17 protein-coding genes are annotated in these 20069 nt (G+C 66.8%); 10 read left to right on the top strand and 7 right to left on the bottom strand.

All coding sequences use genetic code 11. From position 1 onward, the window contains the following. Position 1: 1 nt before the first annotated feature. Both gspE and gspD read right to left on the bottom strand, forming a co-directional pair. Positions 2 to 1501, bottom strand: coding sequence for a type II secretion system ATPase GspE (gene gspE / locus MYA_RS00295; RefSeq protein WP_011882775.1), 1500 nt, complete (start codon positions 1499 to 1501; stop codon positions 2 to 4). Then, positions 1498 to 3822 (bottom strand): type II secretion system secretin GspD, encoded by a 2325-nt coding sequence (gene gspD / locus MYA_RS00300; protein ID WP_041493718.1) that lies wholly within the window; start codon positions 3820 to 3822, stop codon positions 1498 to 1500. The genes gspE and gspD overlap by 4 nt, the downstream gene beginning before the upstream one ends. A 372-nt stretch (positions 3823 to 4194) precedes the next feature. Between gspD and MYA_RS00305 the strand changes: the two genes are divergently transcribed. Both MYA_RS00305 and MYA_RS00310 read left to right on the top strand, forming a co-directional pair. Next, positions 4195 to 4641: a lytic transglycosylase domain-containing protein gene (locus MYA_RS00305; protein ID WP_014722145.1), complete on the top strand. Its 447-nt coding sequence runs from the start codon at positions 4195 to 4197 to the stop codon at positions 4639 to 4641. 145 nt (positions 4642 to 4786) lie between these two features. Then, entirely contained in the window at positions 4787 to 6097 is a 1311-nt protein-coding gene (locus MYA_RS00310; RefSeq protein WP_011882778.1) for a GTP-binding protein, read from the top strand. Positions 6098 to 6237: 140 nt separating this feature from the next. Here the strand turns inward: MYA_RS00310 and MYA_RS00315 are convergent, their stop codons facing one another. Further along, positions 6238 to 6516, bottom strand: coding sequence for an HU family DNA-binding protein (locus tag MYA_RS00315; protein WP_006401505.1), 279 nt, complete (start codon positions 6514 to 6516; stop codon positions 6238 to 6240). A 389-nt stretch (positions 6517 to 6905) separates the two neighbouring features. Here MYA_RS00315 and mnmC point away from each other — a divergent pair, with 389 nt between their 5' ends. The 7 genes from mnmC (at position 6906) to MYA_RS00350 (ending at position 15748) form a co-directional block, all read left to right on the top strand. Then, positions 6906 to 8867, top strand: a complete 1962-nt coding sequence (mnmC, locus tag MYA_RS00320; protein WP_014722147.1) for a bifunctional tRNA (5-methylaminomethyl-2-thiouridine)(34)-methyltransferase MnmD/FAD-dependent 5-carboxymethylaminomethyl-2-thiouridine(34) oxidoreductase MnmC — start codon at positions 6906 to 6908, stop codon at positions 8865 to 8867. A 672-nt stretch (positions 8868 to 9539) separates the two neighbouring features. Then, positions 9540 to 10754 carry a cation:proton antiporter gene (locus MYA_RS00325; protein ID WP_011882781.1) on the top strand — a complete coding sequence of 405 codons (1215 nt, stop codon included), beginning with the start codon at positions 9540 to 9542 and terminating at the stop codon, positions 10752 to 10754. 14 nt (positions 10755 to 10768) lie between these two features. Next, positions 10769 to 11884: a YbdK family carboxylate-amine ligase gene (locus MYA_RS00330; protein ID WP_011882782.1), complete on the top strand. Its 1116-nt coding sequence runs from the start codon at positions 10769 to 10771 to the stop codon at positions 11882 to 11884. A gap of 504 nt (positions 11885 to 12388) precedes the next feature. Continuing rightward, a complete protein-coding gene (locus MYA_RS00335; protein WP_011882784.1) occupies positions 12389 to 13027 on the top strand; it encodes a MarR family winged helix-turn-helix transcriptional regulator in 639 nt (212 codons plus the stop codon). Positions 13028 to 13055: 28 nt separating this feature from the next. Then, positions 13056 to 13766 (top strand): glutamine amidotransferase, encoded by a 711-nt coding sequence (locus tag MYA_RS00340; RefSeq protein WP_041493929.1) that lies wholly within the window; start codon positions 13056 to 13058, stop codon positions 13764 to 13766. Positions 13767 to 13921: 155 nt separating this feature from the next. Further along, positions 13922 to 15034: an NADH:flavin oxidoreductase/NADH oxidase gene (locus tag MYA_RS00345; RefSeq protein ID WP_014722150.1), complete on the top strand. Its 1113-nt coding sequence runs from the start codon at positions 13922 to 13924 to the stop codon at positions 15032 to 15034. Positions 15035 to 15217: 183 nt separating this feature from the next. Then, positions 15218 to 15748 (top strand): SET domain-containing protein, encoded by a 531-nt coding sequence (locus MYA_RS00350; protein ID WP_014722151.1) that lies wholly within the window; start codon positions 15218 to 15220, stop codon positions 15746 to 15748. Positions 15749 to 15887: 139 nt separating this feature from the next. Here the strand turns inward: MYA_RS00350 and MYA_RS00355 are convergent, their stop codons facing one another. Then, positions 15888 to 17372, bottom strand: a complete 1485-nt coding sequence (locus tag MYA_RS00355) for a sensor histidine kinase (protein WP_011882788.1) — start codon at positions 17370 to 17372, stop codon at positions 15888 to 15890. Between the two features lie 129 nt (positions 17373 to 17501). Then, positions 17502 to 18194: a response regulator gene (locus MYA_RS00360; RefSeq protein ID WP_006401494.1), complete on the bottom strand. Its 693-nt coding sequence runs from the start codon at positions 18192 to 18194 to the stop codon at positions 17502 to 17504. A 122-nt stretch (positions 18195 to 18316) separates the two neighbouring features. Between MYA_RS00360 and MYA_RS00365 the strand changes: the two genes are divergently transcribed. Continuing rightward, entirely contained in the window at positions 18317 to 18547 is a 231-nt protein-coding gene (locus tag MYA_RS00365) for a DUF3717 domain-containing protein (RefSeq protein ID WP_014722154.1), read from the top strand. Between the two features lie 93 nt (positions 18548 to 18640). Here MYA_RS00365 and MYA_RS00370 read toward each other — a convergent pair whose 3' ends face one another. Together MYA_RS00370 and phhA are read right to left on the bottom strand one after the other, a co-directional pair. Further along, positions 18641 to 18949, bottom strand: coding sequence for a 4a-hydroxytetrahydrobiopterin dehydratase (locus MYA_RS00370; RefSeq protein ID WP_011882790.1), 309 nt, complete (start codon positions 18947 to 18949; stop codon positions 18641 to 18643). Between the two features lie 146 nt (positions 18950 to 19095). Next, complete coding sequence (phhA, locus tag MYA_RS00375) at positions 19096 to 20028, bottom strand: phenylalanine 4-monooxygenase (RefSeq protein ID WP_193373723.1); 933 nt, start codon at positions 20026 to 20028, stop codon at positions 19096 to 19098. Between the last annotated feature and the right edge of the window lie 41 nt (positions 20029 to 20069).

Here is a 20069-nt window from a genome sequence, read left to right on the forward strand (position 1 = left end):
GCTATGCGCCTCCCGTCACGCGCAGCACTTCCTCGAGCGACGTCGCGCCGGCCGCGAGCCAGCGCTCGGCATCGTCGCGCAGCGTGCGCATGCCTTGCGCGCGGCCGGTGGCGAGGATCTCCGCGTCGGCCGCGTTGCGATGGATCAGCGAGCGGATCGCATCGTCGACCACCAGCAGTTCGTACACGCCGCGCCGGCCCGTGTAGCCCGAATGGCCGCACTTGTCGCAGCCGACCGGATGCCACACGCTGCGGCCGTCCTCGTGCCGCTCTTCCTTGCAGACCGGACACAGCTGGCGCACCAGCCGCTGCGCGAGCACGCCGAGCAGCGACGACGCGAGCAGGTACGGCTCGACGCCCATGTCGGTCAGCCGCGTGACGGCCGACGCGGCGTCGTTCGTATGCAGCGTCGCCAGCACCAGGTGGCCCGTGAGCGATGCCTGCACCGCGATCTGCGCGGTTTCGAGGTCGCGGATTTCGCCGATCATGATGACGTCCGGATCCTGGCGCAGGATCGAGCGCAACGCGCGGGCGAACGTCATCCCGATCCGCTCGTTGACCTGCGTCTGGCCGATGCCGGACAGGTCGTATTCGATCGGATCCTCGACCGTCATGATGTTGGTCGTCGCCGTTTCGAGCCGCGACATTGACGCGTACAGCGTCGTCGTCTTGCCGGAGCCGGTCGGCCCCGTCACCAGCACGATCCCGTGCGGGCGGGCGATCAGCTTGTCGAACTGGACGAGCGTGTCGCGGCCCATCCCGAGCGCTTCGAGGTTCAGGCGCTGCGCGTCCTTTTCGAGCAGACGCAGCACCGCGCGCTCGCCGTGCCCGGTCGGCAGCGTCGACACGCGCACGTCCACCGGGCGGCCGCCGACGCGCAGCGTGATGCGGCCGTCCTGCGGCAGGCGTTTTTCGGCGATGTCGAGCTGCGCCATGATCTTGATCCGCGAGATCAGCGCGCCGTGCAGCGCCTTCTTCGGGCGCACGACGTCGCGCAGCGTGCCGTCGACGCGAAACCGCACGACCGACGCATTCTCGAACGGCTCGATGTGGATGTCCGACGCCTGCTCGCGCGCGGCCTGCGTGAGCAGCGCGTTGATCATGCGGATGATCGGCGCGTCGTCTTCCGATTCGAGCAGATCCTCGACTTCCGGGATGTCCTGCATCAGCCGCGACAGGTCGACTTCGCCTTCGACCTCGCCGACGATCTGCGCGGCGCTGCCGTCCTGGCGCGCGTACGCGTGGTTGATCGCCTGCGCGAGCTCGTCGGCCGGCACGCGCTGTACGACGATCGAACCGAAGTTGCGGGCGATCTCGGCGAGCGCCGCGTCGCTCGTGCGTTCGCTGATCCACACCTCGAGCGTATCGTCGAGCTGGTGCGCGATCAGCACCTGGCCGCTCTTCGCGAAGCCGTACGGCAGCAGGCGGGCGGCGAGCGGCGACGGCGGCTGCCGTTCGCCCGGCGCGCCGTCCTGGGGCGCGGACGCGAGCACGTCGCTCACTGCGAGGCTCCCGGCGTGGCGCTCAACGGTTGCTGCGGCACCGTCTGCTGCGGCACGCTTTGCGGCTGCACGGGCGTCTGCTCCGGCAGCGGCTGGGCCGGCACCGGCGCGACCTGACGCTGCATCTGCTGGCGCCGCATCTTGTCGAGATCGAACAGATTGCCGGCCGGCGTGCCGCCCTGGCTCGGGCCGAGCGGCATCGGCGGGACGATCGGATCGTCCTTGTCGCGCATCACGTTGTTGTCCGACTTGTATGCGCCCGTCACGCCCTGGATGTAGTCGTAGCGGTTCGCGGTGACTTCCTGCGCGACGTTGCGATCGCTGATGATCACCGGCCGCAGGAACACCATCAGGTTGGTCTTCGCGCGCTGCTTCGATTCGGAGCGGAACAGCTGGCCGATCCACGGGATGTCGCCGAGCAGCGGCACCTTGCTGTTCGACACCTGGTAGTTGTCCTGCATCAGGCCGCCGAGCACGATGATCTCGCCGTTGTCGGCGAGGATCGTCGACTGGATCGAGCGCTTCGTGAAGGTCGGCCCCGTCTGCGCGCTGGTCGTGCCGGCGACGACCGCCGAGTCTTCCGTATACAGCTGCAGCTTCAGGATGCCGCCGTCGGTGATCTGCGGCTTCACGTGCAGCGTGAGGCCGACGTCGCGACGGTCGTACGTGTTGAACGCGTTGCTCGTCGTGCCGCTCGTCAGGTTCGAGTACGAGCCGGTCGCGATCGGCACGTTCTGGCCGACGACGATCTTCGCTTCCTCGTTGTCGAGCGTGATCAGGTTCGGCGTCGACAGCACGTTCGCGTCGCTCACGCCGGCGAAATATTGCAGCAGCGCGCCGAGGCTCTGCACGCCGAACAGGTTGTGCAGCCAGCCGATGTTGAGGCCCTGCGTCAGCGTGCCGAGATTGGCCGCGAGGCCGGGCGTGGTGGCGCCGGCGGTGCCGGCCGTCAGATTGACGATGCTGTTGCCGAGCCCGGACGTCGGGTTCAGGTTCGTGCCGCCGAGGAACTGGCCGCTCGCGACCTGCCACTGAATGCCGAGGTTGCCCTGCGTCGTCGAATTCAGCTCGACGATCAGCGCCTCGATATAGACCTGCGCGCGCCGCGCGTCGAGCTGGTCGATCACCGAGCGCAGGTTCCGGTAGACCGGATCGGATGCGGTGATGATCAGCGAGTTGGTCGCCGCGTCGGCCTGGATCATCCCGCCGGGCTGGTTGTCGTCGCCCTTGTCCTTGTCGCCGCCGAGCAGGCCGGCGCTGCCCATGCCACCGCTGCCCGATGCGCCGCCGCCATACGCGGACGAAGACGAACCGCCGAGGCCGCCCGACGGCAGCGGCGGGGTGCCCGACGTGCCGGTCGAGAAGTTGCCGCTCGACGACGAGCCGCCGTTCTGGTTGAAGCTGTTCGCATCGTTCGACGACGCCGACGAGCCGCTGTCGTTGCCGCCCTTGCCGAGCATCCCGCGTAGCGTCTTCGCGAGCTTCACCGCGTCCGCGTTGCGCAGCGGAACCACGTGCATGTTGCCCGGCACCGCGCTCGGCGCATCGAGCTGCTGCACGAGGCGCTTCGCCGCCGCGAGGCGCGACGCGCTCGACGCGCGCAGCAGCAGCGAGTTGGTGCGCGGATCGGCGGTGACCGACACCTTCAGCGTCGCGTCGCTGTTGCCGATCGCACCGGGGTCGAGCATCTTCTGCAGTTGCGCGGCCAGGTCGATCGCGTTCGCGTTGCGCAGCGGCACGACCTGCACCTGCGCGCCCGCGGCGCTGTCGACGCCGGCGATGATCTGCGCGATGCGGCGCACGTTGTCCGCATAGTCGGTCACGACGATCGTGTTGTTCGCCGGGTACGCGGTGACCGTGTTGTTCGGCGAAATCAGCGGGCGCAGCACCGGCAGCAGGTTGTTGGCCGATTCGTTGTGCAGCTCGAACACCTGCGTGATCACCTGATCGCCGCGCGCTTGCGGCGTGTTGCCGACATAGGTCGGCACGCCTTGCAGCTTCGCATCGGCCTCCGGCACGACCTTCAGCACGCCGTGGTCCTGCACCAGCGCGAAGCCCTGCATGCGCAGCGCCGACTGCAGCGTCTTCAGCGCCTGCTCCTCCGGCACCGGCCGCTCGGCCACGAGATTGAGCTGCCCCTTCACGCGGGGATCGACGATGATGGTCTTGCCGGTCGCGGCGCCGATCGCCTTCGCGACCTGGTCGATGTCCGCATTCACGAAGTTGAGCGTGACCTGAGCGTAGGCGGCCTGGGAGACGATGATGCCGGCGACCACCAGGGTCGTGGCGATGCGCCGCATAGCGAAGCGAGTTCTTGTCATGGATGAATGGGTCGATGCCGGCTCAGGCCACTTCCGGCGGTAGTGCTGGGATCCAAGTCCTAAAGGCGCGACATTAGCAGTTTTTCATGTCCGAAATATCACATTGATCCGAAGACTGTCTCACATACGACATCTTGCTGGCGCAATGTATGCAGAATGTAATATTTTCGGCATCACTGCGAGATTCCGGCCGCCATCGCCTTGTCGCGCTATCGAGATCGACACGGAAATGCGGTATAAACGGTCTGCCGTCCGTCGGATGTCGCCACGTGACGGTCTGTCGGTATGATACGGGCGACGCGTTTCCAGTCGTACGCCGAACAGACACGGGTTTTCCCGAGCATTTCACCTATTCGTCACCGCTTGCGCACTATGAACAGACGGTTCGCTTCGATCGCGCTGATCGCCGCCGGCGCAGGGTTCGCCTGCGGCAACGCTCGCGCCGATTGTTTCGACGAAGCCGCCCGGTATCAGAAGGTCAATCCGCTGATCCTGCGCGCGATCGCGTGGCAGGAGTCGCACAACCGGCCCGACGCGCTGAACAAGAATACGAACGGCTCCGTCGACTACGGGCTCATGCAGATCAACTCGATCCATCTGCAGACGCTGTCGCGTTACGGCATCGGCCGCGACACGCTGATGGAGCCGTGCAAGAACGTCTACATCGCCGCGTGGCATCTGCGCCAGAAGATGAATCGCTACGGCAACAGCTGGCAGGCGGTGGGCGCCTATCATTCGGAAACGCCGTCGCTGCGCGACAAGTATGCGCGGCAGATCGCCGGCATCCTGTCGCAGTGGAAGCTGCTGCCGCAGCAGTGACGCCGCGGCGCGCAGCCGCTCGGCCGGCGCGCGTTTGATGCACAATGCGGACTCACGCCGCCATGTCGACCGGCCCCGCGGGCCGATCGCGCCCCGCAAGGGCGCCGCGGCCGCTTTTTCATCCTTTCCGTTGGTGCAAATCGTTATGAATCCGGCAATGAACCAGCCGTTGCCCGTCACCGTGCTGTCCGGTTTCCTCGGCGCCGGCAAGACCACGCTGCTCAATCACATCCTCGCGAACCGCGCGGGCCTGAAGGTCGCGGTGATCGTCAACGACCTCGCGGCGGTCAACATCGACGCGTCGCTCGTGCGCGATGCGCAGGCGCTGTCGCACGTCGAGGAACGGCTCGTCGAGATGTCGAACGGCTGCATCTGCTGCACGCTGCGCGACGATCTGCTCGTCGAGATCCGCAATCTCGCCGCCGACGGCCGCTTCGATGCGATCGTGATCGAATCGACCGGCATCGCCGAGCCGATGCCGATCGCCGAAACCTTCACGTTCGTCGACGACGACGGCGCCTCGCTGTCGAGCGTCGCGCGGCTCGACACGCTCGTGACGGTCGTCGATGCGTACAACTTCCTGCGCGACTACGGTTCCGACGATGCGCTCGCGACGCGCGGAATCGCCGCTTCCGACGAAGACGATCGCACGCTCGTCGAATTGCTGATCGAGCAGATCGAATTCTGCGACGTGCTGGTGATCAACAAGGCCGATCTCGTCGGCGCGGACGAACTCGCGCGCCTGCAGCACATCCTCGCGCGGCTGAACCCGCGCGCGCATCAGGTCGTCTCGACGTTCGGCAACGTGCCGCTCGACGAAGTGCTGAACACCGGCCGCTTCGATTTCGACGAGGCCGCGAATGCGCCGGGATGGCTCGCGTCGCTCGATCACGATCATACGCAGTGCGACGATCCGGACTGCCACGATCCGCATCATGCGCACGTGCACGGCGAAGCGGACGAATTCGGCATCGGCAATTTCGTTTACCGCGCACGCCGGCCGTTTCATCCGGCGCGACTCTGGGCGCTGCTGCATCAGGAATGGCCGGGCGTGCTGCGCAGCAAGGGCTTCTTCTGGCTCGCGACGCGCAACGACATCGCGGGCTCGCTGTCGCAGGCGGGCGGCGTGTGCCGACACGGGCCGGCCGGCCTCTGGTGGGCCGCGCAGGATCGCGCGGAATGGCCGGAAGACGACGAATTGCTCGCCGAAATTCGCACGGAGTGGCAGGGCGATCTCGACGATCGCTCGATCGGCGATCGCCGTCAGGAGCTCGTGCTGATCGGCATCGGGCTCGACGCCGATGCCTGGCGCGCGAAACTCGACGCGTGCCTGCTCACCGATGCGGAATTCGCGCTGGGCGCCGAACAATGGGCCGCATTCGACGATCCGTTCCCGGCGTGGGACGTCGACGAGCATGATGACGACGATCCCGACGGGCAGATCGTGCATGCGTAACACGCGGTAAACACGCTGCTGGCAAGCGGCCGACACAACGTTAAATCTTGCAAGCGCGGCGCACACTGTGGTGAAAATGCCGCGCGCGCCAAACAAAAAACCCGCCGGAAGGCGGGTTTTTTTCTGGAACGAGCGCGGTATTAACGCTTGTTGACGGCGTCCTTGAACGCCTTGCCAGCCGTGAACTTGACCGTCTTGGCTGCCGGGATCTTGATGGTTTCGCCCGTCTTCGGGTTGCGGCCCGTACGTGCTGCGCGCTTGCCCGAACCGAAGCTGCCGAAGCCGATCAGCTGAACCGCATCGCCCTTCGACACGGCTTTCTTGATGACTTCGAGCAGCGTGTCCAGCGTTTCGCCGGTTTGAGCCTTGCTGGCGCCCGTTTGGGCGGCGACGGCGTCGATCAGTTCCTGTTTGTTCATTAAGGTTCCTTTTTCAGGTTAGGTTTGACACGAACAGCGCGAACGCGCCGATTATACGTGCGCGAACCGTGCCGTCGAGAGACAGACTCCGACGACACAGCGCCGAATCCTGGCCCGCGCGACGCGCCGTCCGGCTTGCCGGCGGCCACCCCGCGGTACGGCGTTGCTATGATAGCGCAGCGCAAACCCAATAACGACAAGGGTTTCAAAGATTTTCATCGGTATTTCGCCGAATGAATCGTCGATTGCCCATTTTTTGACCTGCGCCAAGCGCAGAGGATACGCAGCCCGCTCCACGCGCGCGCCAGCTCGTTGGTTTTTGCCAACGCGGCGCGCCGGGCGTCCGCGCAATCCCTTGCCAGGCTTGGCCGCCACGCTTTTTGTTTCGCATGCCCGACCGACTCGTCCCGGCCACGCTCGCGTTTCGCGACGACGGCACCCTCATCTCGCCCGAGTACGGCGACATCTATTACAACGTCGCCGGTGCGTTCGCGCAGGCGAACTACGTGTTCATCGCCGGCAACCGGCTGCCCGCACGCTGGCAGGGCAGCCGCACGTTCACGATCGTCGAGACCGGGTTCGGCACCGGCACCAACTTCCTCGCGACCTGGGCCGCGTGGCGCGACGACCCCGCGCGCTGCGAGCGGCTGCATTTCGTGTCGTTCGAGAAGCATCCGTTCACGCGCGACGACCTGCGTCGAGCACTTTCCCACATCGTTGCGGGCACAACTTTGTCGGAGCAGGCGGCGCTGCTTGCCGATGCGTGGCCGCCGGCCGTGCCCGGTTTTCATCGGATCGAATTCGAAGGTGGACGCGTCGTGCTCACGCTCGCGCTCGGCGATGCGCGCGAGCTGCTGCCGAAGCTCGTCGCACGCGCGGACGCGTTCTATCTGGACGGCTTCGCACCGGCGAAGAACGCGGACCTCTGGTCGGCCGACGTGTTCCGCGCGCTCGCGCGCGTCGCGGCCGACGACGCGACGTTCGCGACGTATTCGAGCGCAGGCGTCGTGAAGCAAGCGCTCGTCGAAGCGGGCTTCGCCTATCGCAAGATGCCGGGTTTGGCCGGCAAGTTTGCGATGCTGGTCGGCGAATACGCGCCGCGGTGGCGGATGCGCCGGCACGAGCCGCCGCGCGCGTTGCCGGTGGCCGCGCGCGAGGCGATCGTGATCGGCGCGGGCCTCGCCGGATGTGCGCTCGTCGAGCGGCTCGCCGCGCGCGGCTGGCACGTCACGCTGATCGAGCGACACGCGCAGATCGCGAGCGAGGCATCGGGCAATCCGGCCGGCGTGTTCCATCCGCTGATGACGCGCGACGACAACGTCGCGAGCCGCCTCACGCGCAGCGGTTTCCTGCATGCGCTCGCGCGCTGGCGCGCGCTCGAGCATGCGGGCCACACGTTCGCGCGCAGCACGCGCGGGATGATCCATCTCGCGGAATCGGCCGACGACTTCGTGCGAATGCGCGATGCGTTCGACGCGCTCGGCGCACCGGCCGACCATGTCACGCTGCTCGATGCCGACGCCGCGCGCGCGCATCTGAATCTGCCGGTCGCGCACGGCGGCCTGCTGTTTCCGCACGGCGGCGCCGTATGGCCGGCCGGGCTCTGCGCCGCCCAGGTCGCCGCGGCCGGCGAACGCGTGACGCTGCGCACCGGCACCGAAGTCGCGGGGCTCGAACGCGATGGCGACACGTGGCGCGCGATCGGCGCCGACGGCGCGACGATCGCCGAAGCGCCGGTCGTCGTGCTCGCGAATGCCGGCGACGCGGTGCGGCTCGCGGGCCTGCGGCATGTCGCGCTACAGCCGGTGCGCGGCCAGTTGACGCTGCTGCCGCCCGGCACGACGGTGCCGCTGCCGTGCCCCGCGATCGGCGACGGCTACGCGGTGCCGCTCGACGACGGCACGCTGCTGATCGGCGCGACCTTCGAACCGGACGACGTCGATCCTGAGATTCGCGACGCCGGCCACCTCGAAAACCTCGCGCGCATCCGGCATCTGCTGCCGGGCCTCGTCGGCGACGTGCCGGACGTCGATACATTGCGCGGGCGCGTCGCGTTTCGCTGGGTCGTCGCCGATCGCGTGCCGCTGATCGGCCCGCTCGCGGACGAAGCGCAGGCCGCTGCCAACGCGCGGGCGCTGAGCGGTGCGAAAGCGCGCGACCTGCCGCGCACCGCCGGCCTGTACGGCGCGTTCGGCTTCGGTTCGCGCGGCCTCGTGTGGGCGTCGCTCGGCGCCGAGCTGATTGCGTCGCAACTCGAAGGCGAGCCGTTGCCGCTCGAGCGCGAGCTCGCCGATGCCGTCGACCCCGCCCGGTTCCTGATCCGCGCCCTGCGCGGGCGCAAACTCGGCTGACCTGGCCGGCCCATGCCTCACAGTCCCGCGATTCGCCCGCGCAAACTTATCCACGCACCGCTGTGGATAACTGCGCGGAATCCGTACGCAGTCCGTGTGCAATCACAGTGGACGTAAACTGGGTAACTCGCACAGCCGCGATGCGGCCCGAAAGTTGCTCAACTCGAACCGCTGTGAGCAAACAGCGTGTGCAACGGGTTACGCGCACGCCAATGCCTTGATCTTTCTACACAAACCGGCGTTATCCACAGAACTGTGCGTGCCTTGTTAACTTCTACTACGTATGTATACGAGTAAACAGTTGAAACCAAAGACCTGTGGCGCCTCACAGCGCCGCGAGTCGATCGGGCGGGTTCCGGAACGAAAAAGCTGTGGCACAATCGGTTTCCTTCGCGTTCGTCCGGCCCTGCGCCGGACATGCATCAATGGAACGGTCGGCACGATTTCGAATCTGAATCTTCGAGACTGCGCAGTCCGTTCACACACCAGGCCGACAATCCAGATCGGCAGCCTGTACGACACTCCGCCGGATGGCGGAAGAGGCGGATCCCATGTCCCGCCGTCGTCGACCACAACAATCACATTCGGGGCGATACCCAGCCGGCGTGCATCTCATTTCTGACGCTTGACCCCGCGCCGCTGGCGATTGCTTCCAAAGGAGAAGTCACCACGATGAAGTCGGCGTTCTCATTTCTGCCCAACTGGCCGCTCGCGCCGGATGCCGTGTTCTGGGCCGGTCTCGCGTTGTTTGCGGCCGGTCTGTGTGGCGAGCTGTGCTATCGCGCCTGGCGGCTGCCGCGCATCACCGGCTATGCGGTGATCGGTCTGATCGCCGGGTCGCTCGGATTCGGCGTGATCGACGCGAGTACCGACGAAACCTCGCGTCTGCTGATCGACGTCGCGCTCGGCCTGCTGCTGTTCGAGCTCGGCAGCCGGCTCGACCTGAAGTGGATTCGCCGCAATCCGTGGCTGATTGCGTCGAGCCTCGCCGAAGCGACGCTGACCTTCGTGCTCGTGCTGTTCGTGATGCTCGCGCTCGGCGTGTCGGGCATGGTCGCGCTGGTGCTGTCGGCGATCGCGATCGCGACCTCGCCGTCGATGGTGATCCAGCTGAAGACCGAACTGCGCGCGGAAGGGCAGGTGTCGCAGCGGCTCATCACGTTGACCGCGCTGAACAGCGTGTATGCGATCGTGCTGACCAAGCTCGTGACGAGCTGGCTCCATCAGGAAGCGTACGGCAACGTGTTCGCGACGATCCTGCAACCGGTGTATCTGATCGCCGGTTCGTTCATCGTCGCCTATCTCGTTGCGCGCGCATGCAATTACCTGTTCCGCCACATGACCTCGACGATGCGCGACGAGCACTCGTTCGTCGCGCTGTTCGGGCTCGTGATGCTGGCGATCGCGGTCGCCCAGGCATTGAAGCTGTCGACGCTGCTCACGCTGCTGCTCGCCGGCATCATCGTGAAGAACCTCGAAGCGCGTCCGCAGCTGTGGCCCGAGCACTTCGGCACGGCCGGCTGGCTGCTCACGGTGGTGCTGTTCGTGCTGACGCTCACGTCGTTCACGTGGGGCGACATCGCGCTCGGCGGGCTGCTCGCGATCGTGCTGATCGTCACGCGGCTCGTCGCCAAGCTGGCGGGTGTGGTCGCGTTCGCGAAGCCGAGCGGGCTCGGGATGAAGCAGGGCGTCGCGCTCGGCATCGCGCTCACGCCGATGTCCGCGCTGTCGTACCTGCTCGTCGACGACACCTATCAGATGTATCCGAATTTCGACCCGCACCTGCGCGCGATCGTGATGTGCACGATCGTGGTCCTGCAGCTCGTGAGCCCGTTCGTCGTGTACCGCTGCCTGTCGGCGGTCAGCGAACGCAGCGACAGAAACTGATTCCGGAACCCGCCATGGCACTCGAAACCTTCGTCAATTCCGAACCGTTCACCTTCGGCGTCGAGCTGGAGATCCAGGTCGTCAACACGCACAACTACGACCTGACCAAGGCCGCGTCCGACCTGATGCGGCTGATCCAGGGCGAGACCTTTCCGGGCAACATCACGCCGGAAATCACCGAAAGCATGATCGAGCTGTCGACCGGCATCTGTCATTCGCACGAACAGGCGCTCTCCGAGCTGCACGCGATCCGCGACGTGCTCGTGAAGGCGGCCGACCAGCTGAACGTCGGGCTCTGCGGCGGCGGCACGCACGCGTTCCAGCAGTGGAGCGACCGGCAGATCTACGACGCGCCGCGCTTCCAGTACATCTCGGAGCTGTACGGCTATCTCGCGAAGCAGTTCACCGTGTTCGGCCAGCACGTGCACATTGGCTGCCCAGACCCGGACAGCGCGCTGTTCCTGCTGCATTCGATGTCGCGCTTCATTCCTCATTTCATTGCGCTGTCGGCGTCGTCGCCGTTCGTGCAGAACGTCGACACCGGCTTCCATTCGGCGCGCCTGAACTCGGTGTTCGCGTTCCCGCTGTCGGGCCGCGCGCCGTTCGTGCTGACCTGGGACAGCTTCGAGGAGTACTTCACGAAGATGGTCAACACGGGCGTGGTCAACTCGATGAAGGACTTCTACTGGGACATCCGGCCGAAGCCCGGCTACGGAACGATCGAGGTGCGCGTGATGGACACGCCGCTGTCGGTCGACCGCGCGGCCGCGATCGCGTGCTACATCCAGACGCTCGCGCGCTATCTGCTGACCGACCGGCCGCTGAAGCTGTCGGAGGACGACTATCTCGTCTACACGTTCAACCGTTTCGAAGCGTGCCGCTTCGGGCTCGAGGGGACCTGCGTGAATCCTCAGACGGGTGAGCGCCGCACGATCGCGGAGGACATCCTCGACACGCTCGACCGGATCGCCCCGCACGCGGCGGCGCTCGGCTCGCGCGCGGCCCTCGACGAGATCGGTGCGCTAGCGAAAGCGCGCGTAAATGACGCGTCGTGGTTGAGAACCGTTTTCAAACAGGAGAAGTCGCTGAACGAAACGGTCAGACAGCAGTGTTTGCGCTGGCGCGAATGAAAAAATGTTTTGCAGATTGCAGGCTCGACCGCGCGGCGATTCACTGAACGGTATTCGCCGCCATTTCGGGCCAATCGCGTCCCCAGTGTTCCTCAAAATCTGTGGATAACCCGATATTCCGCTTCAAAGTCAACGCTCTGCGCACTGGATAACCCCTTCGTCCGGTATCGCCAGACAAATGTCCGATCCGGACACGAAAATGTTTGCGCGTTTTGTCGCACCACCCGCGGCAATTGGCGGCACAACGAAAAGTTACGGTTATCGAGGTATTCCCCACAGAATGCTGTGGATAACTTAGCTGTACGATTTTCCGCTCTCGCTTAGAATGGCGACTCTGCGGACACCGGAACGACGGGTCTCTCACCGGTCGCCGCGAATGCGACCGCCGCGTGTGCCTCGCGACGGCCGTGTTGACGCTCCTCGGTGGGCGTTTATTTTGAGATAGACATCGGATCTCCACACTACGGCTGCTCGGCATCCGGGCGGCGGCAAAGCGAAAAGACTATGAGCGAAGGCGTTTACGGGAATCAGGCTTCGGGACGTGTGACCCACAGCTTGCTGCGATTGAGCACGGCCATGCGGAGCCAGGCGTGGGATTGGGCGGAGGGCGCAGGCCTCACGCCGACGCAGGGCGAGATCCTCGTGCTGCTGCTGCAACGCAAGGGGCCGATGCGCCTCGGCGAAATCGCACGCGAGACGCAGCTCACGGCCGCGACCACCAGCGATGCGGTGAGCACGCTCGAGACGAAGGGGCTCGTCGAGAAGCGTCGCGCACTGGACGACGGCCGCGCGCTCGCGGTGCGTTTGTCGGCCCGCGGCCGCACCGCGGCGAAGAAGGCGCTGCAATGGCCGGAGTTCCTGTCGAAAGCGGTCGGCAAGCTCGGCGCGGACGAGCAGGGCGCGCTCTACCGCGCGCTGCTGAAGACGCTGCGCGAGCTGCAGGTGGCCGGTGCGACGCCGCCGCAGCGCATGTGCCTGACGTGCGCGCACTTCCAGCCGGGCAAGCAGTCGAAGAAGACCGTGCATCACTGCGCCGTGTTCGACCAGGCGATGACCGACAGCGACCTGCGCCTCGACTGCTCGGGGCACGAAGAAGCCGACGTCGCGACCCAGAAGAAGACCTGGAAGGTATTCGCCGGCTGAAGTCCGCCGATCGACCGGGAGGCCGATGATGCATGCCGAAGTGGTGGCGATCCGCCACGTGCATTTCGAGGATCTCGGCAGCTTCGAGCAGGTGCTCGGCGAACGCGGGCGCCGCGTGCGTTACGTGGACGTCGGCGCGTCGCGCGTCGAGGTGCTCGACGCGCTGCAGCCGTCGCTGCTGGTGCTGCTCGGCGGGCCGCTCAGCGTGTACGACGACGCGCAGTATCCGTCGATCGCGCCGCTTGCGGCGCTGGTGCGCCAGCGCATCGATGCGGGCTTGCCGATCCTCGGCATCTGTCTCGGCGCACAGTTCATCGCCCGCGCGCTCGGCGCGCGCGTCTATCCGGCCGCCGAGAAGGAACTCGGTTGGGCGCCGCTCGCGCTCACCGACGCGGGCCGCGCCTCGCCGCTGCGTCATTTGGACGCTGCGGCCACCTCGATGCTGCACTGGCACGGCGACACGTTCGACCTGCCGGGCGGCGCGATCCATCTCGCATCGACACCGGCGTGCCGCCACCAGGCGTTCGCATGGGGCCGGCATGTGCTGGCGCTGCAATGCCATCCGGAAATCCGCACTGACCGCTTCGAACCCTGGCTGATCGGCAATGCCGGCGAGATCGCGGCGACGGCCGGCATCGACGCGTGTCGTCTGCGGGCCGACACCGCGGAGCACGGCCCGGCGCTCGAGACGGCCGCGCGACGCATGTTCTCGGAGTGGCTCGACAGCGTCGGGGTGTGATCGCGCGCGACATTGCGCGATCGGCGATGTCGGCATGCGGCGCAGTGCTGTTCCCACATCTGCGGCAACCCCCTAGCTGACCATCCGCCCGCCTGCACGCGCGCGACGTGCGTGCTACGCTGATCCGCTCTTTCCTCTGCACGCGAGCGGCCTCCATGACTGCGTTGTTTTCCCCGTTCACGCTACGCGGCGTGACGCTTCCGAACCGGATCGTGATCTCCCCGATGTGCCAGTATTCGGCCGAACGCGGCGAGGCGACCGACTGGCACATGATTCACCTCGGCCATCTCGCGCTGTCCGGCGCGGGCCTGCTCTGCATCGAAGCGACCGCGGTCGAGCCCGACGGCCGCATCACCGCCGGCGACCTCGGCCTGTGGGACGACGCGACCGAAGCCGCGCTCGCGCCGGTGCTCGCGGCGATTCGCAAGCATTCGCCGGTGCGCGTCGCGATGCAGCTGTCGCATGCCGGCCGCAAGGCCTCGAGCGAGGTGCCGTGGAAGGGCGGCCAGCTCGTCTCGGTGGCCGACGGCGGATGGCTGCCGCATGCGCCGTCGGCCGTGTCGCACAAGGACGGCGAGACGCCGCCGCTGGCCCTCGATACGGCCGGCCTGAACCGGATTCGCGACGCGTTCGCGGCGGCGGCGAAACGCGCGGCGCGGCTCGGCATCGACGCGATCGAGGTGCATGCGGCGCACGGCTATCTGCTGCATCAGTTCCTGTCGCCGCTCGCGAACCGGCGCACCGACGAGTACGGCGGCTCGCGCGAGAACCGGATGCGCTTTCCGCTCGAGATCTTCGACATCGTGCGCGCGGCGTTTCCCGACGATCGGCCGGTCGGCGTGCGCGTGTCGGCGACCGACTGGGTCGAAGGCGGCTGGGAGCTCGACGACACGATCGCGTTCGCGCATGCGCTGAAGCAGCGCGGCTGCGACTGGATCGACGTGTCGTCCGGCGGGGTGTCGCCGTTGCAGAAGATTCCGCTGTCGCCGGGCTATCAGGTGCCGTTCGCGCAGGCCGTGAAGCGCGCGGTCGGGATGCCGACCATCGCGGTCGGCCTGATCAGCGAGCCCGCGCATGCGAACCGGCTGATCGAGGCCGGCGACGCGGATTTCGTCGCGATGGCGCGCGCGATGCTGTACGACCCGCGCTGGCCGTGGCATGCGGCGGCCGAGCTCGGCGCGCAGGTGTCGGCGCCGCCGCAGTACTGGCGTTCGCAACCGCGCGAGCACAAGGCGTTGTTCGGCGACGTCGCGTTCGGCCAGCGCTGACGCTGAACGTCGTGCGCGCGACAGTGCGCGATGTTGAACGAAGCAATCTCGAACGTGTAGCATGCGGATGATTCGCTGCATGCCCGGACGCGGCACCGTCGGTGCCGCGTTTTCGTTTGGCGCGACGCAGGGCCGTGAGCACGGCCGTCTTTCATTCAAGTCGACTTCACAAGGATTCGTTCGATGAGTTCACGCAGGATCGCGGTGCGCCGCTCGGGAATACACGGCAAGGGCGTGTTCGCGGTGGAGCCGATCAAGGCCGGCGAGCGCGTAGTGGAATACAAGGGCGAGCGGATCTCGTGGAAGGAAGCGCTGCGCCGTCATCCGCACGATCCGAACGACCCGAACCATACGTTCTACTTCGCACTCGAAGACGGCGGCGTGATCGATGGCAAGGTCAACGGCAACAGCGCGCGCTGGATCAACCACTCGTGCGCGCCGAACTGCGAGGCCGAGGAGATCAAGGGCCGCGTGTTCGTCCACGCGCTGCGCGACATCGAGCCGGAAGAGGAGCTGTTCTACGACTACGGCCTCGTGATCGACGAGAAGCTGACGAAGAAGCTCAAGCGCGAATACGCGTGCCATTGCGGCGCCGAGACGTGCCGCGGCACGCTGCTCGCGACGCCGGACGACGACGGCAAGAAGAAAAAGAAGAAGGACAAGAAGGACGGCAAGGCCGAGTCCGGCGCGAAGGACAGGAAAAAGAAGAAGTGATCGACGCGCCGCGCGAGCTCGCGCGGCTGCTTCGCCGGCGGGCCTTGTTGCTGCGTCGCTGCGGGGCTGGGCCGGCTCGATGGCTTTGACGGCTTCGCCGGGTTCGCTCGAGATCCGCTACCCGCGCGTTACGCGCCGCTCAGTGCGTCGGCACGGCCGCCGGCGTTTCGCTCGCCGGCTTGCTGGTTCGCTCGGCGAGCGGCACCCGCACCACGAAGCGCGAGCCGCCTTCGGGTGCATCCTCGTACGACACCGTGCCGCCGTGCATCGCGATGATGTCGTGCACGATCGCGAGGCCCAGCCCCGCACCCGTCTCGACGCCGTTGCCGCTTTGCGCGTCGCCGCGGAAGAAGCGCTTGAACAGGTCCGCCTGCTGATTCGCCGGCACGCCGGGGCCGTTGTCCTCGACGACGATCTCCGCGGCCGGCAGGCCGTCGTCGAGCGTACCGCGCGCGACGTTCACGGTGATGCGCGCGCCGTCCGGCCGCGCGAGCGGCACGTACTTCAATGCATTGTCGAGCAGGTTCGCGATGACTTCGCGCAGCAGCACCGGATTGCCGCGCACGTTCAATGTTTCGTCGTCGCCGGGCTCGTCGCTGCGCTGGAAGCCGAGATCGACGTGCGACGCGAGCGCGCGCGGCACCCACTCGGCGCCGGTCTCGAACGCCATCGCGGCGAGGTCGACGTCGACGAAACGCGCAACCTGTTCGCCCGGCTCCGCGCGAGCGAGCGACAGCAGCTGGTTGGACAGCCGCACCGCGCGATCGGCAGCCGCGCGCAGTTCGCGCACGGCCGTATAGGTCTGCTGCGGATCGCGCGCGACGGCCGCCTGCTCGGCATGCAGCTTCACCGCGGTGAGCGGCGTGCGCAGCTGGTGCGCGGCGTCGGCGATGAACTTGCGCTGCGCGTCGAGCGCGGTCTTCAGGCGGCCGAGCAGCGCATTCATCGCGCTCGTGAGCGGCCGGATTTCGAGCGGCACGTCGGTCTCGTCGACCGGCTCCAGCGACGTGTGGGTCTGCCGGTTCAGCGAATCGGCGAGATGCGTGAGCGGGCCGAGCTGCTGGTTCACGACGCGCCACACGATGCCCCAGCCGGCGAGCAGCAACAGCAGCAGCGGCATCATGATGGCGACCAGGAATTCGGCGGCGATCCTGTAGCGGTGCCGCACCGGCTGCGCGACTTCGACGACCATCGGCTTGCCGCCCTCGACGTCTTCGACGCGTACCTGGGCGACGCGCACCGCGCGATTGTCGTACTCGGCCTCGAACACGTACGCGTGATGCATGCGGCGCACGTTGATGCCGCGCAGCGGCAGCTTCGGATCGCCGGCGAGCTCCTGTTCGCCGTCGCTGATCCGGTAGATCAGCGCTTCGGCCGGATCGGAGAACATCGCCTGCGCGAGCGGCGGCACGGTGAACGGCGCGTCGGGGCCGGCGATCTGGATCTGTTTCGAGATGGCGGTGGCGAGATCGGCGAGCGAGCGGTCGATCACGTGCTGCGTGTATTGCCACGCGAGCCAGTAGGCGATCAGGCCGCTCATCAGCGCGAGCATCGACAGCGGCGCGGCGAGGCGCCGCAGCAGCGAGCGGCGCAGGCTGGAGGTCACGGCCGGATCAGCAGACATTTCGACGGGCAAATGGATGAGCGCCGCTCACGGGGAGCGGCGCGGTCGGGCACCGGACGGCGACGGGCGACTGGCAACGGCGCGGTGCGACGCACCGGCCGCAGGCGGCCGGCCGGCGCGCCCGGCCGCTCAGACGCTGGCGGTCTGGCGGATTTCCTGCAGCAGGTAGCCGAAGCCGCGCACCGTGACGATTTCGACGCGGCACTGCTCGAGCTTCTTGCGCACGCGGTGCACGTAGACTTCGATCGCGGTGTCGCCGAGATCGCCGCCGAAATGCGTGAGGTGATCCTGCAGCTGCGCCTTGCTGACCACGCGGCCGTGGCGCAGCAGCAGCATTTCGAGCACCGCGAATTCGCGCGGCGACAGCTCGAGCGGCTTGTCGTCGTTGAAGATGCGGCGATCGACGCCCGACAGCCGGACGCCGCCGAGCGACACTTCCGGCCGCGGCATGTCGCTGTGCGGGCCGCTGCGGCGCATCACCGCGCGGATGCGCGCTTCGAGCTCGGCCGGCTCGAACGGCTTGAGCATGTAGTCGTCGGCGCCGGAGTTCAGGCCCTGGATGCGGTCGTTCAGTTCGTCGCGCGCGGTCAGCACGATGACCGGCGTGTGGCGATTGGTCTGGCGAAAGCGGGTGAGCAGCGTCATCCCGTCGATACCCGGCAGGCCGAGGTCGAGGATCACGAGTTCGTGGCGGTTTTGTGCCAGCGCCTGTTCGGCAAAGATGCCGTCGTGCACCATGTCGACGGTAAAGCCAGCCTGCTCGAGGCTGCTCTGGATACCGCGTGCGATGGGGCGGTCGTCTTCGATCAGAAGGAGTCGCATGAAGTTCGCTCAAGTACAATGGGTTGGCGGTTCAGGCACGCGGACAGCACGACGCCGTTTCCACAGGGGCGCCGCATCGCCTGACATCAAGCATGGCGGCCAGCGAACGAACAAATTCAATCATGTCCGATATTTCGATTCACGACCTCGAAGCCGCGATCAATTTCTGGCGCGCCCGCTCGCCATCCAGCGGCGACGAACTCAAACTCTGCGAAGAGGCCAGCGCGCTCTCCAAGCCGTATGCGCTGCTGATTGTACAGCGCGGAAGCGCGCTGCAACTGGAAGGTTTGGACCCCAAGGCGCGGAATGCGTTCGAGACTTACGTGCGCCTTAAGGATGGCTTGGAAAGCTGAAGGCTTTCGCTCAATACATCCTAGAAAACGTTCAGCGAAATGAAAAGTTGACGCGCCGCGCGGCAAAACCGGCGCGGCGGCTCGCGCAACGTGTCAGGCCGCCGGCAGCGTGTGCGCACACACGCGGTCGATGAATTGCGCGAGTTCGATGTCGCGCTCGGTCAGCCCGTCGGCGTCGTGGGTCGACAGCGTCACGTCGACGCGGTTGTACACGTTGAACCATTCCGGATGGTGGTTCATTTCCTGCGCCTTGATCGCGACGCGCGTCATGAAGCCGAACGCCTCGTTGAAATCGGCGAAGCGCAGGCTGCGCTGGATCGCGTCGCGGCCCGGCACGGCCGTCCAGTGCGGCAGGCCTTCGAGCCGCGTCTTGCGTTCTTCGGATGTGAGCTTGTGGATCATGTTGCACCTCGTTCGGTAGCGGCGCTCGCGCGCGGCACACGCCGCGCGGCAAAGCCGGCTCCGGTCATTGTTTCATAGTTGGGCGGCGCGCATCGCGGCCGGCGCCGAAGGCTGCCGGCGTCCGCGGCTGGATCATGCCTCATGCGTCATGCGTCGTCGTCGTCGTCGTCGGGCCAGCCTTCGCCGGTGCCGCGCTGAAGCACGACGTCGGTATCGAGCACCGCGTCGGCGGACAGCTCGGGCAGCGCGGCGAGCCGCTCGGCCAGCGCACGCGCGTCGACGTCGGCCAGCGCGAACAGCTGCGCGAAGTCGTCGATCACGAAGTAGGTCTTCTGGAACGTGTCGATCCGGTACTTCGTGCGCATCACGCGCTCGAGGTCGAAGCCGAGCCGGTTCGGCGCCGCGCTCTCGACGCTGTAGAGGCTCTCGCCCTTGCTCGACACGATTCCCGCACCGTAGATCGACAGCCCGTTGGTGCCGCGCGGATCGCGGATCAGCCCGAACTCCACCGTATACCAATAGAGACGCGCGAGCCGTGCGAGCGCCGCGTCGTCGTCCGCGACCGCGAGCGCGGTACGCCCGTAGGCCTGCATGTAGTCGGCGAACACCGGCTCGATCAGCAGCGGCACGTGGCCGAACAGGTCGTGGAAGCAGTCGGGCTCCTGCAGATAGTCGAGCTGGTCGGGGCGGCGCATCCACCAGGTGACCGGAAAGCGCCGGTGCGCGAGATGCGCGAAGAACACGCGATCGGGCACCAAGCCCGGCACCGCGACGATCTCCCAGCCGGTGGCCGGCTTCAGCTGGCGGTTCACGTCAGCGAACGACGGCACGCGGTCGGCCGGCAAGCGGATCTTCCCGAGCCCGCCGATGAACGCGTCGCATGCGCGCCCGCGCAGCAGCGCCGCCTGGCGCGCATACAGCTGCTGCCATACCGCGTGATCGACCTGGCCGTAGCGTTCGAGCGGCTGGTCGATGGTGAAATCGGCACGGGTTTCGAGGCCCGCGTCGAACTGCTCCTGCAGTTTCGCGGTGACGACGGTGGACATGGTGACGCTCTGCATGCTGGGGTGAATGACCATGCGAGTGTAGAGCGGGGCGCGCGCGTGATGGGCGCAAAGAT

It is taken from the genome of Burkholderia sp. KJ006 (genome assembly GCF_000262695.1).
GTDB lineage: Bacteria > Pseudomonadota > Gammaproteobacteria > Burkholderiales > Burkholderiaceae > Burkholderia > Burkholderia vietnamiensis.